This window comes from Noviherbaspirillum sp. UKPF54, assembly GCF_007874125.1.
In the GTDB taxonomy this organism is placed as follows: domain Bacteria; phylum Pseudomonadota; class Gammaproteobacteria; order Burkholderiales; family Burkholderiaceae_D; genus Noviherbaspirillum.
Genome location: NZ_CP040128.1, coordinates 4,472,522 through 4,485,012, shown reverse-complemented (window position 1 = coordinate 4,485,012; position 12,491 = coordinate 4,472,522). Strand labels below are relative to the sequence as shown.

At 56.0% G+C, this 12,491-nt stretch carries 24 protein-coding genes; all 24 read right to left on the bottom strand.

Annotation, left to right across the window (positions count from 1 at the left end; translation table 11 throughout):
• Positions 1-16: 16 nt before the first annotated feature.
• Positions 17-235 (bottom strand): translation initiation factor IF-1, encoded by a 219-nt coding sequence (infA, locus tag FAY22_RS20700; protein WP_005663428.1) that lies wholly within the window; start codon positions 233-235, stop codon positions 17-19.
• Between the two features lie 37 nt (positions 236-272).
• Positions 273-1,604, bottom strand: coding sequence for a preprotein translocase subunit SecY (gene secY / locus FAY22_RS20695; RefSeq protein WP_146332663.1), 1,332 nt, complete (start codon positions 1,602-1,604; stop codon positions 273-275).
• A 37-nt stretch (positions 1,605-1,641) separates the two neighbouring features.
• Positions 1,642-2,073, bottom strand: a complete 432-nt coding sequence (gene rplO / locus FAY22_RS20690; RefSeq protein WP_146332661.1) for a 50S ribosomal protein L15 — start codon at positions 2,071-2,073, stop codon at positions 1,642-1,644.
• A 27-nt stretch (positions 2,074-2,100) separates the two neighbouring features.
• Positions 2,101-2,280 carry a 50S ribosomal protein L30 gene (gene rpmD / locus FAY22_RS20685; protein ID WP_040039196.1) on the bottom strand — a complete coding sequence of 60 codons (180 nt, stop codon included), beginning with the start codon at positions 2,278-2,280 and terminating at the stop codon, positions 2,101-2,103.
• A gap of 10 nt (positions 2,281-2,290) precedes the next feature.
• Positions 2,291-2,812 (bottom strand): 30S ribosomal protein S5, encoded by a 522-nt coding sequence (gene rpsE, locus FAY22_RS20680; protein WP_040039195.1) that lies wholly within the window; start codon positions 2,810-2,812, stop codon positions 2,291-2,293.
• Between the two features lie 12 nt (positions 2,813-2,824).
• Positions 2,825-3,187: a 50S ribosomal protein L18 gene (rplR, locus tag FAY22_RS20675; protein ID WP_146333565.1), complete on the bottom strand. Its 363-nt coding sequence runs from the start codon at positions 3,185-3,187 to the stop codon at positions 2,825-2,827.
• Positions 3,188-3,199: 12 nt separating this feature from the next.
• Positions 3,200-3,733, bottom strand: a complete 534-nt coding sequence (gene rplF, locus FAY22_RS20670; RefSeq protein ID WP_146332659.1) for a 50S ribosomal protein L6 — start codon at positions 3,731-3,733, stop codon at positions 3,200-3,202.
• A gap of 10 nt (positions 3,734-3,743) precedes the next feature.
• On the bottom strand, positions 3,744-4,139 hold the full coding sequence (rpsH, locus tag FAY22_RS20665; RefSeq protein WP_146332657.1) for a 30S ribosomal protein S8: 396 nt from the start codon (positions 4,137-4,139) through the stop codon (positions 3,744-3,746).
• A 14-nt stretch (positions 4,140-4,153) separates the two neighbouring features.
• Positions 4,154-4,459, bottom strand: a complete 306-nt coding sequence (gene rpsN, locus FAY22_RS20660; protein ID WP_040039191.1) for a 30S ribosomal protein S14 — start codon at positions 4,457-4,459, stop codon at positions 4,154-4,156.
• A 7-nt stretch (positions 4,460-4,466) separates the two neighbouring features.
• Positions 4,467-5,006, bottom strand: a complete 540-nt coding sequence (rplE, locus tag FAY22_RS20655; RefSeq protein WP_146332655.1) for a 50S ribosomal protein L5 — start codon at positions 5,004-5,006, stop codon at positions 4,467-4,469.
• 6 nt (positions 5,007-5,012) lie between these two features.
• A complete protein-coding gene (gene rplX, locus FAY22_RS20650) occupies positions 5,013-5,327 on the bottom strand; it encodes a 50S ribosomal protein L24 (protein WP_146332654.1) in 315 nt (104 codons plus the stop codon).
• Positions 5,328-5,336: 9 nt separating this feature from the next.
• Positions 5,337-5,705, bottom strand: coding sequence for a 50S ribosomal protein L14 (gene rplN / locus FAY22_RS20645; RefSeq protein WP_040039188.1), 369 nt, complete (start codon positions 5,703-5,705; stop codon positions 5,337-5,339).
• Between the two features lie 235 nt (positions 5,706-5,940).
• Entirely contained in the window at positions 5,941-6,213 is a 273-nt protein-coding gene (gene rpsQ, locus FAY22_RS20640; protein ID WP_057289731.1) for a 30S ribosomal protein S17, read from the bottom strand.
• Positions 6,213-6,404 carry a 50S ribosomal protein L29 gene (rpmC, locus tag FAY22_RS20635; RefSeq protein WP_146332652.1) on the bottom strand — a complete coding sequence of 64 codons (192 nt, stop codon included), beginning with the start codon at positions 6,402-6,404 and terminating at the stop codon, positions 6,213-6,215. Before rpmC ends, rpsQ begins: the two co-directional genes overlap by 1 nt.
• Before the next feature lie 12 nt (positions 6,405-6,416).
• The gene (gene rplP, locus FAY22_RS20630; protein WP_146332649.1) at positions 6,417-6,836 is read right to left on the bottom strand and encodes a 50S ribosomal protein L16; all 420 of its coding nucleotides are present in this window, start codon (positions 6,834-6,836) and stop codon (positions 6,417-6,419) included.
• A 2-nt stretch (positions 6,837-6,838) separates the two neighbouring features.
• Positions 6,839-7,666 (bottom strand): 30S ribosomal protein S3, encoded by an 828-nt coding sequence (rpsC, locus tag FAY22_RS20625; protein ID WP_146332647.1) that lies wholly within the window; start codon positions 7,664-7,666, stop codon positions 6,839-6,841.
• Between the two features lie 9 nt (positions 7,667-7,675).
• Positions 7,676-8,005, bottom strand: a complete 330-nt coding sequence (gene rplV / locus FAY22_RS20620; RefSeq protein WP_146332645.1) for a 50S ribosomal protein L22 — start codon at positions 8,003-8,005, stop codon at positions 7,676-7,678.
• Positions 8,006-8,013: 8 nt separating this feature from the next.
• Positions 8,014-8,289 carry a 30S ribosomal protein S19 gene (gene rpsS / locus FAY22_RS20615; RefSeq protein WP_040039182.1) on the bottom strand — a complete coding sequence of 92 codons (276 nt, stop codon included), beginning with the start codon at positions 8,287-8,289 and terminating at the stop codon, positions 8,014-8,016.
• Positions 8,290-8,299: 10 nt separating this feature from the next.
• Positions 8,300-9,127, bottom strand: coding sequence for a 50S ribosomal protein L2 (rplB, locus tag FAY22_RS20610; protein WP_146332643.1), 828 nt, complete (start codon positions 9,125-9,127; stop codon positions 8,300-8,302).
• Entirely contained in the window at positions 9,127-9,444 is a 318-nt protein-coding gene (gene rplW, locus FAY22_RS20605; RefSeq protein ID WP_146332641.1) for a 50S ribosomal protein L23, read from the bottom strand. Before rplW ends, rplB begins: the two co-directional genes overlap by 1 nt.
• Entirely contained in the window at positions 9,441-10,061 is a 621-nt protein-coding gene (gene rplD / locus FAY22_RS20600; RefSeq protein WP_146332639.1) for a 50S ribosomal protein L4, read from the bottom strand. Before rplD ends, rplW begins: the two co-directional genes overlap by 4 nt.
• A gap of 3 nt (positions 10,062-10,064) precedes the next feature.
• Positions 10,065-10,721, bottom strand: coding sequence for a 50S ribosomal protein L3 (rplC, locus tag FAY22_RS20595; protein ID WP_146332637.1), 657 nt, complete (start codon positions 10,719-10,721; stop codon positions 10,065-10,067).
• Positions 10,722-10,897: 176 nt separating this feature from the next.
• Positions 10,898-11,209, bottom strand: coding sequence for a 30S ribosomal protein S10 (gene rpsJ, locus FAY22_RS20590; RefSeq protein ID WP_019139724.1), 312 nt, complete (start codon positions 11,207-11,209; stop codon positions 10,898-10,900).
• An 87-nt stretch (positions 11,210-11,296) separates the two neighbouring features.
• Entirely contained in the window at positions 11,297-12,487 is a 1,191-nt protein-coding gene (gene tuf, locus FAY22_RS20585; protein ID WP_040038612.1) for an elongation factor Tu, read from the bottom strand.
• Between the last annotated feature and the right edge of the window lie 4 nt (positions 12,488-12,491).

Here is a 12,491-nt window from a genome sequence, read left to right as displayed (position 1 = left end):
CAGCTTTGGTTACTTATTACTTTGTACGGAACACAATGCGTGCCCGGCTCAAATCATAGGGTGTCAATTCCACCGTCACCTTATCACCTGGCAGGATACGGATATAGTTCATACGCATCTTGCCAGAAATATGTCCGAGTACTACATGCCCGTTTTCCAACTTCACTCTAAATGTTGCATTCGGAAGATTCTCAAGAATCTCGCCCTGCATCTGGATAACGTCGTCTTTTGCCATGCCGTCTCTTCGTTCCCGTAGGTAGGCTGCCCGCAATTCAACGCGTCGGCATTCCACCTTTGAAGTTCGCCTTGCGCAACAGCGATTCGTACTGCTGCGACATTACATAGTTCTGTACCTGTGCCATGAAGTCCATCGTGACCACGACAATAATCAGCAACGACGTACCGCCGAAGTAAAACGGCACCTTCCAGCGTGCGATCAAGAATTCCGGCAATAAACACACCAGCGTGATGTACACGGCACCGGCAAGCGTCAAACGCATCAAAATCTTGTCGATATAACGTGCGGTCTGATCACCCGGACGAATGCCGGGCACAAATGCACCGCTCTTCTTCAAGTTGTCCGCAGTCTCTTTGCTATTGAACACCAAGGCGGTATAGAAAAAGCAGAAGAAAACGATTGCAATCGCATACAGCAACGCATGAATCGGCTCGCCTGGGGCCAGCGATGCAGCCAGATCCTTCAGGAAACGAACAAACGGGTTGCTCGTGTCACCGGAGGTAAACCAGCTGGTAATCGTCGCCGGGAATAGAATGATCGACGATGCAAAAATCGGCGGAATCACACCAGCCATATTCAATTTCAATGGCAGATGGCTGCTCTGCCCACCGTAAATCTTGTTACCTACCTGGCGCTTCGCATAATTCACCAAGATCTTGCGTTGGCCACGCTCAATGAACACGACCAGGAAGGTTACCGCAGCAACGATGATACAAATCAGAATTGCTGACAACGCATTCATCGAGCCCGTGCGCACCAACTCGAACAAGCCGCCAATTGCGTTCGGCAGACCTGCCGCAATACCAGCGAAAATAATGATCGAGATGCCGTTCCCAAGACCACGTTCGGTGATCTGCTCACCCAACCACATCAAAAACATTGTTCCCGTTACCAACGTCACCACGGTGGTAAGGCGGAACGCCAGACCCGGATCCAATACCAGACCGGCTTGCGATTCCAACGCTACCGCGATGCCTAGTGCCTGGAACGTAGCCAATACCAAGGTGCCGTAGCGCGTGTATTGCGTAATCTTGCGACGCCCTGCTTCGCCTTCCTTTTTCAGCGCTTCCAGTTGCGGCGCCACGATCGACATCAGCTGCATAATGATCGATGCCGAAATATACGGCATGATACCCAGCGCGAAAATCGTGAATCGCGACAGCGCACCACCCGAAAACATGTTGAACATGCCGAGGATGCCGCCCTGATTTTGCTTGAACAACTGCGACAACTGGTTCGGATCAATGCCAGGAACCGGGATGTGCGCACCAATACGGTACACGACCAAGGCAGCAAGCAGGAACCATAGACGGCCCCATGGAAAACCGCTTGCTGCACTCTTCGCGAGTTGGGGTTTCGTAGCCAATTATTGCTCCGAACTAACTGCGTCTTTGTTTAGTTGCTTAAGCAACCGAACCACCGGCAGCTTCAATGGCAGCCTTCGCGCCTTTAGTGGCGATCAGACCTTTCACTGTCACTTTCTTGGTGATTTCGCCTGCCTTAATCACACGCACAACGCGCGCCAACTCAGGGACCAGCCCGGCTTGTTTCAACGCCAGCATGTCGATTTCAGCAACCGGCAGAGTTTCCAAGTCACCCAAACGAACTTCAGCCTTGAACGGGGTTGCCAAAGACTTAAAACCACGCTTCGGCAAGCGACGCTGCAGCGGCATCTGACCGCCTTCGAAACCGACCTTGTGGAAACCGCCCGAACGCGACTTCTGACCTTTATGACCACGGCCTGCAGTCTTGCCCAGGCCCGAGCCTATACCACGTCCGACGCGACGCTTAGCGTGTTTAGCACCGTCTGCCGGTTGGATGTTATTCAATTCCATGATTTGCTCCGTTCGCAAGCGCAATGCTTACGACACCACTTTCACGAGATACGACACCTTGTTGATCATGCCGCGCACCGCCGGCGTGTCCTGCAGTTCAGATACCGAATTGACACGACGCAGACCGAGACCACGAACGGTGGCGCGATGATCCTGGCGAGTCCCGATCAAACCTTTGACCAGTTTCACTTTGATTGTGTTTGCCATTCGGACCACCTTAACCAAAAATTTCTTCAACAGACTTGCCGCGCTTGGCTGCAATTTCCGAAGGAGTGCTCATGTTAGCCAGGCCGTTCAACGTGGCACGAACCATGTTGTAAGGATTGGTCGAGCCGTAGGACTTCGCCACGACGTTGGTGACGCCCATCACTTCGAAAATCGCACGCATCGGGCCACCGGCGATCACACCGGTACCATCTTTCGCCGGCGAAATCATTACAGTAGAAGCACCATGCTTACCAGTAACGGTGTGTTGCAGGGTGCCGTTCTTCAGCGTCACCTTGATCATCTTGCGACGTGCCTCTTCCATTGCCTTCTGCACGGCGACGGGCACTTCCTTCGACTTGCCTTTGCCCATGCCAATGCGGCCATCGCCGTCACCAACCACGGTTAATGCTGCGAAACCCATGATACGGCCGCCCTTGACCACTTTGGTCACGCGGTTAACCGCAATCATTTTTTCGCGCAGGCCGTCGTCGCGCTCTTCGCCTTGCTGCGTCTTTGCTTGCATTTTTGCCATGACGATTCTTCCTTAGAACTTCAGACCGGCTTCGCGAGCTGCGTCAGCCACCGCCTTCACGCGACCGTGATAGCGGAAACCGGAGCGATCGAAAGCGACTTCCGAAATACCGGCTTTCAGTGCTTTCTCTGCCACGCGCTTGCCGACCAATGCAGCGGCTGCGGTATTGCCACCCTTACCCGATTTGCCAGCCAGTTCCTGACGCACTTCCGCTTCCGCTGTGGAAGCCGATGCCAGCACTTTGGCGTCCGGGCCAATGATGTTTGCGTAGATGTGCAGATTGGTACGATGCACTGCCAGGCGGTTCACCTTCAGCTCTGCAATCTTTGCGCGGGTTTGGCGCGCGCGGCGCAGACGTGATTCTTTCTTGTCCATCGTCAACCCCTATTACTTCTTCTTGGTTTCTTTGAGCGTTACCACCTCGTCCACATAGCGGACGCCCTTGCCCTTGTAAGGCTCGGGGCTGCGGTAAGCACGAATTTCAGCGGCGGTCTGCCCCACCTTCTGCTTGTCGACGCCCTTAACCACGATTTCCGTTTGCGACGGAGTTTCGCATTTGACGCCAGCCGGCATTTGGTGAACAACCGGGTGCGAAAAGCCAAGCGACAGGTTCAGTTTGTCGCCTTGCGCCTGAGCACGGTAACCCACGCCTACCAGCGACAGCTTTTTCTCGAAACCCTTGGTGACGCCGTTGACCATATTGCTAACCAACGCGCGCAGCGTTCCGGACATCGCATTTGCCTCGCGGCTATCGTTAGCCGGCGAAAACTTCAGCGTGCCCTCGGTATTTTCGATCTTGACCAAGCCATTAAGGGACTGGCTCAGCGTGCCCAGCGGGCCTTTTACAGTAATTTGCTCTGCCGTAATGGTCGCTTCAGCGCCCTTCGGCAGTGCAATCGGCATTTTACCTACACGAGACATCTTGCACTCCTTAGGCCACGTAGCAAATGACTTCGCCACCGACACCGGTTGCGCGCGCTTTGCGGTCTGTCATCACACCCTTGGGCGTGGAAACAATCGCCACACCAAGGCCGTTCATCACTTGCGGAATATCATCCTTGCCTTTGTAAATACGCAGACCAGGACGAGAAACACGCTCGAGGCGCTCAATAACGGGGCGACCGGCATAATACTTCAGGCCAATCTTCAGTTCCGCCTTGCCACCAGCCTCGGATACCGCGTAATCTTCGATATAACCTTCGTCCTTCAGGACGTTAGCAATTGCCACCTTGACCTTAGACGACGGCATAGCGACCGTGGTCTTCTGCACGCCTTGGGCATTGCGAATGCGGGTCAGCATATCGGCGATAGGATCGCTCATACTCATTGCTTGTTCTCCTATTACCAGCTAGCTTTAGTCATACCCGGAATCTCGCCGCGCATGGCGATTTCACGGATCTTATTACGGGCCAAACCGAACTTGCGGAAGGTTCCGCGCGGGCGGCCAGTCAGGGTGCAACGATTACGCTGACGAGTCGGATTTGCATTACGTGGCAGGGCCTGCAACTTCAGGCGTGCTTCATAACGCTCTTCTTCCGATTTCGATTGATCGTCGATGATTGCCTTCAACTCGGCGCGCTTGCCTGCGTACTTTTTCACCAGGTCGGCGCGCTTTTGTTCACGGTTAATCAGTGCCAGTTTCGCCATGGCAGCCTCAGTTTCTGAACGGGAATTTAAATGCGGCGAGAAGCGCTTTCGCTTCATCGTCGGTCTTCGCAGTCGTGGTGATGCTGATATTCATGCCACGCAGCGCGTCGATCTTGTCGTACTCGATCTCGGGGAAAATGATCTGCTCTTTCACACCGATGTTGTAGTTGCCACGACCGTCGAACGAACGACCGGACACCCCACGGAAGTCACGCACACGCGGCAGCGCCACGGTGATCAGACGATCCAGGAATTCGTACATGCGAGCGCCACGCAGGGTCACCATGCAACCGATCGGATAGCCTTCGCGAATCTTGAACCCCGCGATAGCCTTGCGTGCCTTGGTGACAACCGGCTTCTGACCGGCGATCTTCGTCATGTCGCCGACAGCATGCTCGATGATCTTCTTGTCCGCAACAGCTTCTGACAAGCCCATGTTCAGGGTGATCTTTGTCAGACGCGGCACTTCCATTACCGACTTGTAACCAAACTTGCTAGTCAAATCAGCAACGACTTTTTCTTTGTAGAATTGTTGGAGACGGGCCATGATGTCTTACACCTTAACGACTTCGCCATTGGACTTGAAGACGCGGACCTTCTTGCCATCCACTTCCTTAACGCCCACGCGATCTGCCTTGCCAGTCGCCGCATTGAACAATGCAACGTTGGACACGTGAATTGGCATCAGCTTATCAACGATGCCACCAGTAGTACCGGTCATCGGGTTCGGGCGCAGCGCCTTCTTGGCGACATTCACACCCTCGACCACGACGTAGTCTGCGCCCACACGCGCCTTGACCACGCCGCGCTTGCCCTTATCCCTACCGGTCAGGACGATGACCTCGTCGTTTTTCCGAATCTTATCCATGACGACTCCTTACAGAACTTCAGGCGCGAGCGACACGATCTTCATGAAGCGCTCGGTACGCAGCTCACGCGTCACCGGCCCGAAAATACGGGTGCCGATCGGCTCAAGCTTGTTGTTCAGCAACACAGCCGCATTGCCATCGAACTTAACCAGCGAGCCATCCTGGCGACGAACGCCTTTAGCTGTGCGGACGACCACGGCATTGTAAATTTCACCCTTTTTCACGCGACCACGCGGGGCTGCAACCTTGACGGTGACTTTAATGACATCACCAATGCTGGCATAACGGCGCTTGGAACCACCCAGCACCTTAATGCACATGACTTCACGCGCACCCGTGTTGTCGGCTACCTCGAGCCGGCTTTCAGTTTGAATCATAGTATTTTCTTTCCCAACTTAATCCGCACAACCAAATTGGCGAGCGGTCAGTCTTGGTCCCGTCAGCCGACTTAGCGAAGCCAGGCCGATTAGGTGGACGGTTACAAAAACTACGCAGCCTACAGCGGCCACGATTTTCGAACTGCAGGGTACTTCCTACAAACTTTCGCAAAACATCTTTACGAAAGCCGAGCCCAGCATTATGACAGCAAAATGCCGGGCTCGCAACAACTATTTAGACAATTTGCGCAACCTGGACCACGCGGGTCACAGACCATGCTTTCGTCTTGGAGATCGGGCGACCCTCCTGGATTTCAACGGTATCGCCTTCCTTCGCCTGATTTGCTTCGTCGTGTGCGTGGTACTTGTTGGAACGCACAACGATTTTGCCGTACAACGGATGCTTAACGCGACGCTCGACCAGCACGGTCACGGTCTTGTCCATCTTGTCGGACACCACCTTACCAATCAGGGTGCGCTTGAGCGACTGTTTCACTTGATCGTTCATTATTTGGCGTCCTTCTGATTCATGACCGTTTTCACGCGCGCGATATCGCGGCGCACCTTCTTGAGTTGGGCGGTATTGTTCAGTTGCTGCGTCGCGATTTGCATGCGCAGACCGAATTGTGCCTTCAACAACTCGTTGAGCTCTTTTTGCAGAGCTGCCTGATCTTTGCCGCGGAGTTCAGATGCTTTCATAATTCACTCCTGTTATTGGCCGACTTGACGAAGAACGAAAGTCGTCGGCAGCGGCAGCTTGGCAGCTGCCAGGCGGAACGCCTCGCGTGCCAATGCTTCGTCGACACCATCCATCTCGTACAGCACTTTACCCGGATGGATTTCGGCCACGTAGTACTCCGGGTTGCCCTTACCGTTACCCATGCGGACCTCTGCAGGCTTCTGGGAAATCGGCTTATCCGGGAAAATGCGGATCCAGATACGACCACCGCGCTTGATGTGACGCGTCATGGCACGACGAGCCGCCTCGATCTGGCGCGCGGTGATACGCCCGCGACCAACCGCCTTCAGGCCGAATTCGCCGAACGAGACGGCGGTGCCGCGCTCGTGCGAAATACCCTTGTTGCGACCTTTTTGCTCTTTGCGATATTTTCTGCGTGCTGGTTGCAGCATGATTATTCTCCTGCTTTCTCAGCCGGCGCCGCGCCTTCGGCCTTCTTCGGAGCGCGAACACGTTTGGCTGCCGGGGTAGCTGCGCCGGTTTCGCCCTCTTTCCTGGCGCGCGGACGACCGCCCGGTTTTCCGTCGTCACGGCGCGGACCGCGACGCTTCTTCTCTTCGTCGACCGGAGCCTCGATAGTCGGCGCTTCACCGCTAGCCAGTCGATCGCCCTTGTAGACCCAGACCTTGATGCCGATGATGCCGTAGGTCGTTTCAGCTTCGCCGAAGCCATAGTCGATATCGGCACGCAGAGTATGCAGAGGCACGCGACCTTCGCGGTACCATTCCTGACGTGCGATTTCGATGCCGTTCAGACGACCGGACGACATGATCTTGATGCCCTGTGCGCCCAGACGCATGGCGTTCTGCATCGCGCGCTTCATTGCACGGCGGAACATGATGCGCTTTTCGAGCTGCTGGGCGATCGAATCGGCGATCAGTTGTGCGTCAACCTCAGGCTTACGAATCTCTTCGATGTTCACGTGCACTGGCACGCCCATCATCTTGGTCAGATCGGACTTCAGGACTTCGATGTCCTCGCCCTTTTTGCCGATCACAACACCCGGACGGGAGCTGAAAATCGTGATGCGGGCGTTCTTTGCCGGACGCTCGATCAGGATGCGGCCAACGGAGGCGTTCTTCAGTTTCTTCTTCAGGTAGGCACGAACTTCGAGGTCCTCATTGAGCATGCTGGCGAAGTTACTATTGCCAGCGTACCAGCGCGAACCCCAGTTGCGCGTTACCGCAAGACGGAAACCGGTCGGATGAATTTTCTGTCCCATCGTGACTCCTTAGTTACCGACAGTCACGTAGATGTGACAGGTTTGCTTCGAGAAGCGATCACCACGGCCTTTTGCACGCGCGATGAAGCGCTTGAGGACCGCACCTTTTTCGACGTAGATCGTCTTGACTTTCAGTTCGTCGATATCCGCACCATCGTTGTGCTCGGCGTTCGCAATGGCGGACTCCAGCACCTGCTTGATGATGACCGCGCCCTTTTTCGGGCTGAAGGCCAGGATATTCAACGCTTGATCAACTTTTTTGCCGCGGATCAGATCGGCGACAAGACGGCCTTTTTGGGCCGACAGGCGCGCGCCACGGAGAGTAGCTTTAGTTTCCATATCGGACCTTATTTCTTAGCCTTCTTGTCAGCGGCGTGACCCTTGAACGTGCGAGTCAGCGCGAATTCACCGAGCTTGTGACCAACCATGTTCTCGGATACATAGACCGGCACGTGCTGCTTGCCGTTATGCACCGCGATTGTCAAGCCGATGAAATCCGGCATGATCGTCGAACGGCGCGACCAAGTCTTGATCGGCTTCTTATCCTTCGTCGCTTGCGCGGCCTCGACCTTCTTGATCAGGTGGGCGTCACAGAACGGCCCTTTTTTCAATGAACGTGTCATGTGTTACCCCTTATTTCTTGCCGCGGCGCGAGACGATCATCGAAGTCGTGCGCTTGTTGCTGCGCGTCTTCTTACCCTTAGTCTGCTGGCCCCATGGCGATACCGGATGACGGCCTGCGGAAGTACGACCTTCACCACCACCGTGCGGGTGGTCGATCGGGTTCATCACAACGCCGCGAACGGTCGGGCGGACACCGCGCCAGCGCGTTGCACCGGCCTTACCGATCTTGCGCAGGTTGTGCTCGCCATTGCCGACTTCACCGACGGTTGCGCGGCACTCGATGTGCACGCGACGAACTTCGCCGGAACGCAAGCGCACCTGAGCGTACATACCTTCGCGCGCCATCAGCACAACGCCGGCACCGGCGGTACGAGCCATCTGAGCACCCTTACCCGGCAACATTTCAACGCAGTGCATGGTGGTACCGACCGGAATGTTGCGAATCGGCAGGCAGTTACCCGCCTTGATCGGCGCTTCAGCGCCGTTCATCAGCTGGTCGCCGACTGCGACACCCTTCGGAGCGATGATATACTTCCGCTCGCCGTCGGCGTAGCACAGCAAGGCGATGTGGGCGCTGCGGTTCGGGTCGTACTCGAGACGCTCGACCTTCGCCGGAATGCCGTCCTTGTTGCGACGAAAATCGACCACACGGTAATGCTGCTTATGACCACCGCCGATGTGACGAGTGGTGATGTGACCATTATTGTTGCGACCTGCGGTCTTCGATTTCTTTTCGACGAGACCAGCGAACGGACGGCCTTTGTACAGGTCGGGATTAACGACCTTGACCATGCCGCGGCGACCGGCCGACGTCGGCTTCATTTTCACGAGTGCCATTATTTAGCCTCCTCGGTGAAGTTGATTTCCTGACCCGGCTTCAGGCAAACGTATGCCTGGCGAGTATGGTTGCGGCGACCGATGAAACGACCGGCGCGCTTTTGCTTGCCCTGACGGTTCACCACTTGCACCGACTCCACTTGCACCTTGAACAGCAACTCGACAGCCGCCTTGATTTCGGGCTTGGTTGCGTCCGGAGTGACACGGAAAACAACTTGTTCGTTCTTCTCTGCGACGAACGTGGCCTTCTCCGAAATCACCGGAGCCAGCAACACTTTCATCAGGCGCTCTTCGCTATGCTTCACAGTCGCGTTCATGCCAGCATCTCCTCAATCTTGGCCAATGCCGGCTTGGTGATCAGGACTTTCTTGTAGAACACCAGCGAAACGGGATCGGCATGACGCGGCTCGACCACCAGCACGTTCGGCAGATTGCGCGAAGCGAGCAACAGGTTCTCGTCGAGGTTGTCAGTAATTACCAGCACGGAGTCCAGCCCCATGCCTTTGAGCTTTTGCGCCAGCAGCTTGGTCTTCGGCGCATCGACCGACAGATTCTCGACAACCGACAGACGACCTTCACGAGCCAACTGGGAGAGGATCGAGCAGACACCTGCGCGATACATCTTCTTGTTGACCTTGTGCGAAAAATTCTCATCCGGGGCATTCGGGAAAATACGGCCACCACCACGCCACAGCGGCGAGGACGACATACCGGCACGAGCGCGGCCCGTACCCTTTTGGCGCCACGGCTTCTTGGTCGTGTGGCTGACTTCTTCACGGTCTTTCTGCTTGCGGTTGCCGCTGCGAGCGTTCGCCTGGTAGGCAACCACGACTTGGTGAATCAGCGCTTCATTGTAGTCACGGCCGAAAATCGTATCCGGCGCAGCGACGTTGGATGCAGCTTGACCCTGGTCATTCAGGAGCTTGAGTTCCATCGATTAGGCTCCCTTCTTGGCTTTAACTTTGACAGCGGGAAGAACGATCACTTGACCGTTCTTCGCGCCCGGCACCGCACCCTTGACCATCAACAGCTGGCGCTCGGCGTCGACGCGAGCGATCTCAAGGTTTTGCACGGTGGTGGTGACATCACCCAGGTGACCGGTCATGCGCTTACCCGGGAATACGCGACCCGGATCCTGCGCCATACCGATGGAACCCGGCACGTTGTGCGAACGGGAGTTACCGTGGGTTGCGCGACCAGAACCGAAGTTATAACGCTTGATCGTACCGGCATAGCCCTTACCGATGGACACGCCCTGCACGTCCACTTTCTGACCAGCCTCGAACATGCTGACGGCGATGGTATCGCCGGCTTTCAGCTCGGAAGCCTTGGCTGCATCGATACGGAATTCTTTCAGAACGGTACCAGCTTCAACACCTGCTTTCGCGAGGTGACCGGCTGCCGCTTTGTTGACACGGGAAGCACGGCGCTGGCCGAAGGCGACTTGAACAGCGGAATAGCCGTCTGTTTCGTCGGTTTTGATTTGCGTCACACGGTTGTTCGACACGTCCAACACGGTAACAGGAATCGTATCCCCGTCATCTGTGAAGATGCGCATCATACCAACCTTGCGACCAACAAGGCCTAGGCTCATTGTTTTCTCCATTCCCACCTGCGATTGGGCGGGGCTGATGTTGTACCACTAAAACGCATTGGCACAGATCACCGTGCCAATACCGAAGCCGAGCAGTATATCCCGAATTTTTTTATAGCACAATCACCAAACTGCAAAATTGTGGTATGTCGGGTTACACGCCCCTTTTTCAACGATTACTGCAGCTTAATTTCGACGTCTACGCCAGCCGGCAGATCCAGCTTCATCAGCGCATCAACCGTCTTGTCGGTCGGATCGACGATGTCCATCAGACGCTGGTGAGTACGGATTTCGAACTGGTCGCGCGACGTCTTGTTGACGTGCGGCGAACGCAAGATGTCAAAACGCTGGATGCGGGTCGGAAGCGGAACCGGTCCTTTAACAACTGCGCCGGTACGCTTGGCGGTATCGACGATTTCCAGTGCGGACTGGTCGATCAGGCGATAGTCGAATGCTTTCAGGCGGATGCGGATTTTCTGGTTTTGCATGGTTTTTCCTCAAAAGAGCGAGCCGCGAGCGAGTGACCACTCGCGGCGATGTTTAATCAAAGAGCGGAGATAAATCCTGCAACCGAATTACTCGATGATCTTGGCAACGACGCCGGCGCCGACGGTACGGCCGCCTTCGCGGATGGCGAAGCGCAGACCTTCTTCCATCGCGATCGGGGAAATCAGTTTCACCGTGATCGAGACGTTGTCACCCGGCATCACCATTTCCTTGTCCTTCGGCAGCTCGATCGCGCCGGTCACGTCCGTGGTACGGAAGTAGAACTGCGGACGGTAGTTGTTGAAGAACGGGGTGTGACGACCACCTTCGTCTTTCGACAGCACATAGATCTCGCCCGTGAAGTGGCTGTGCGGCTTGATCGAACCCGGCTTGGCCAGCACTTGGCCACGCTCGACTTCTTCACGCTTGGTACCGCGCAGCAGCACGCCGACGTTGTCGCCAGCCTGACCTTGGTCGAGCAGCTTGCGGAACATTTCCACGCCGGTGCAGGTGGTCTTGACGGTGTCGCGGATACCGACGATTTCGATTTCTTCGCCAACCTTGATGATGCCGCGCTCAACACGACCGGTCACCACGGTGCCGCGGCCGGAGATCGAGAACACGTCTTCCACCGGCATCAGGAAGGTGCCGTCCACGGCACGCTCCGGCGTCGGGATGTAGGAATCCAGCGCATCGGCCAGCTTCATGATCGCTTGCTCGCCCAGCTCGCCCTTGTCGCCTTCCAGCGCCAGTTTGGCCGAACCGCGGATGATCGGCAGATCGTCGCCCGGGAATTCGTACTTGGACAGGAGCTCGCGCACTTCCATTTCAACCAGCTCGAGCAGCTCGGCGTCGTCGACCATGTCGCACTTGTTCAGGAACACGATGATGTACGGCACACCGACCTGACGGGCCAGCAGGATGTGTTCGCGGGTTTGCGGCATCGGGCCGTCAGCGGCGGAGCACACCAGGATTGCGCCGTCCATCTGCGCTGCGCCGGTGATCATGTTCTTCACATAGTCGGCGTGGCCAGGGCAGTCCACGTGCGCATAATGGCGGTTCGCGGTTTCGTATTCGATGTGCGCGGTGTTGATCGTAATGCCGCGCGCCTTTTCTTCCGGCGCCGCATCGATTTCGTCGTATTTCTTCGCTTCGCCGCCAAACTTCGACGACAACACCGTTGCAATTGCTGCAGTCAGGGTGGTCTTGCCATGGTCAACGTGACCAATCGTGCCCACATTCACGTGCGGTTTTGTCCGCTCAAACTTGCCTTTTGCCATTTTA

Excerpts from the sequence above, each read along its gene's own strand:
- rplP (WP_146332649.1), bottom strand. The coding sequence starts at position 6,836 with ATGCTGCAACCAGCACGCAGAAAATATCGCAAAGAGCAAAAAGGTCGC.
- rplW (WP_146332641.1), bottom strand. The coding sequence starts at position 9,444 with ATGAACGCGACTGTGAAGCATAGCGAAGAGCGCCTGATGAAAGTGTTG.
- rplX (WP_146332654.1), bottom strand. The coding sequence starts at position 5,327 with ATGGATAAGATTCGGAAAAACGACGAGGTCATCGTCCTGACCGGTAGG.
- rpmC (WP_146332652.1), bottom strand. The coding sequence starts at position 6,404 with ATGAAAGCATCTGAACTCCGCGGCAAAGATCAGGCAGCTCTGCAAAAA.
- rpsC (WP_146332647.1), bottom strand. The coding sequence starts at position 7,666 with ATGGGACAGAAAATTCATCCGACCGGTTTCCGTCTTGCGGTAACGCGC.
- rplB (WP_146332643.1), bottom strand. The coding sequence starts at position 9,127 with ATGGCACTCGTGAAAATGAAGCCGACGTCGGCCGGTCGCCGCGGCATG.
- rplN (WP_040039188.1), bottom strand. The coding sequence starts at position 5,705 with ATGATTCAAACTGAAAGCCGGCTCGAGGTAGCCGACAACACGGGTGCG.
- rplO (WP_146332661.1), bottom strand. The coding sequence starts at position 2,073 with ATGGAATTGAATAACATCCAACCGGCAGACGGTGCTAAACACGCTAAG.
- rplC (WP_146332637.1), bottom strand. The coding sequence starts at position 10,721 with ATGAGCCTAGGCCTTGTTGGTCGCAAGGTTGGTATGATGCGCATCTTC.
- rplR (WP_146333565.1), bottom strand. The coding sequence starts at position 3,187 with ATGGACAAGAAAGAATCACGTCTGCGCCGCGCGCGCCAAACCCGCGCA.
- rplV (WP_146332645.1), bottom strand. The coding sequence starts at position 8,005 with ATGGAAACTAAAGCTACTCTCCGTGGCGCGCGCCTGTCGGCCCAAAAA.
- rplF (WP_146332659.1), bottom strand. The coding sequence starts at position 3,733 with ATGTCTCGTGTAGGTAAAATGCCGATTGCACTGCCGAAGGGCGCTGAA.
- rpmD (WP_040039196.1), bottom strand. The coding sequence starts at position 2,280 with ATGGCAAACACAATCAAAGTGAAACTGGTCAAAGGTTTGATCGGGACT.
- rpsS (WP_040039182.1), bottom strand. The coding sequence starts at position 8,289 with ATGACACGTTCATTGAAAAAAGGGCCGTTCTGTGACGCCCACCTGATC.
- rpsJ (WP_019139724.1), bottom strand. The coding sequence starts at position 11,209 with ATGCAAAACCAGAAAATCCGCATCCGCCTGAAAGCATTCGACTATCGC.
- tuf (WP_040038612.1), bottom strand. The coding sequence starts at position 12,487 with ATGGCAAAAGGCAAGTTTGAGCGGACAAAACCGCACGTGAATGTGGGC.
- rpsQ (WP_057289731.1), bottom strand. The coding sequence starts at position 6,213 with ATGAACGATCAAGTGAAACAGTCGCTCAAGCGCACCCTGATTGGTAAG.
- rpsH (WP_146332657.1), bottom strand. The coding sequence starts at position 4,139 with ATGAGTATGAGCGATCCTATCGCCGATATGCTGACCCGCATTCGCAAT.
- rpsN (WP_040039191.1), bottom strand. The coding sequence starts at position 4,459 with ATGGCGAAACTGGCACTGATTAACCGTGAACAAAAGCGCGCCGACCTG.
- infA (WP_005663428.1), bottom strand. The coding sequence starts at position 235 with ATGGCAAAAGACGACGTTATCCAGATGCAGGGCGAGATTCTTGAGAAT.
- rplD (WP_146332639.1), bottom strand. The coding sequence starts at position 10,061 with ATGGAACTCAAGCTCCTGAATGACCAGGGTCAAGCTGCATCCAACGTC.
- rplE (WP_146332655.1), bottom strand. The coding sequence starts at position 5,006 with ATGGCCCGTCTCCAACAATTCTACAAAGAAAAAGTCGTTGCTGATTTG.
- rpsE (WP_040039195.1), bottom strand. The coding sequence starts at position 2,812 with ATGGCAAAAATGCAAGCAAAGACGCAGCAAGGCGAAGAGCGCGACGAC.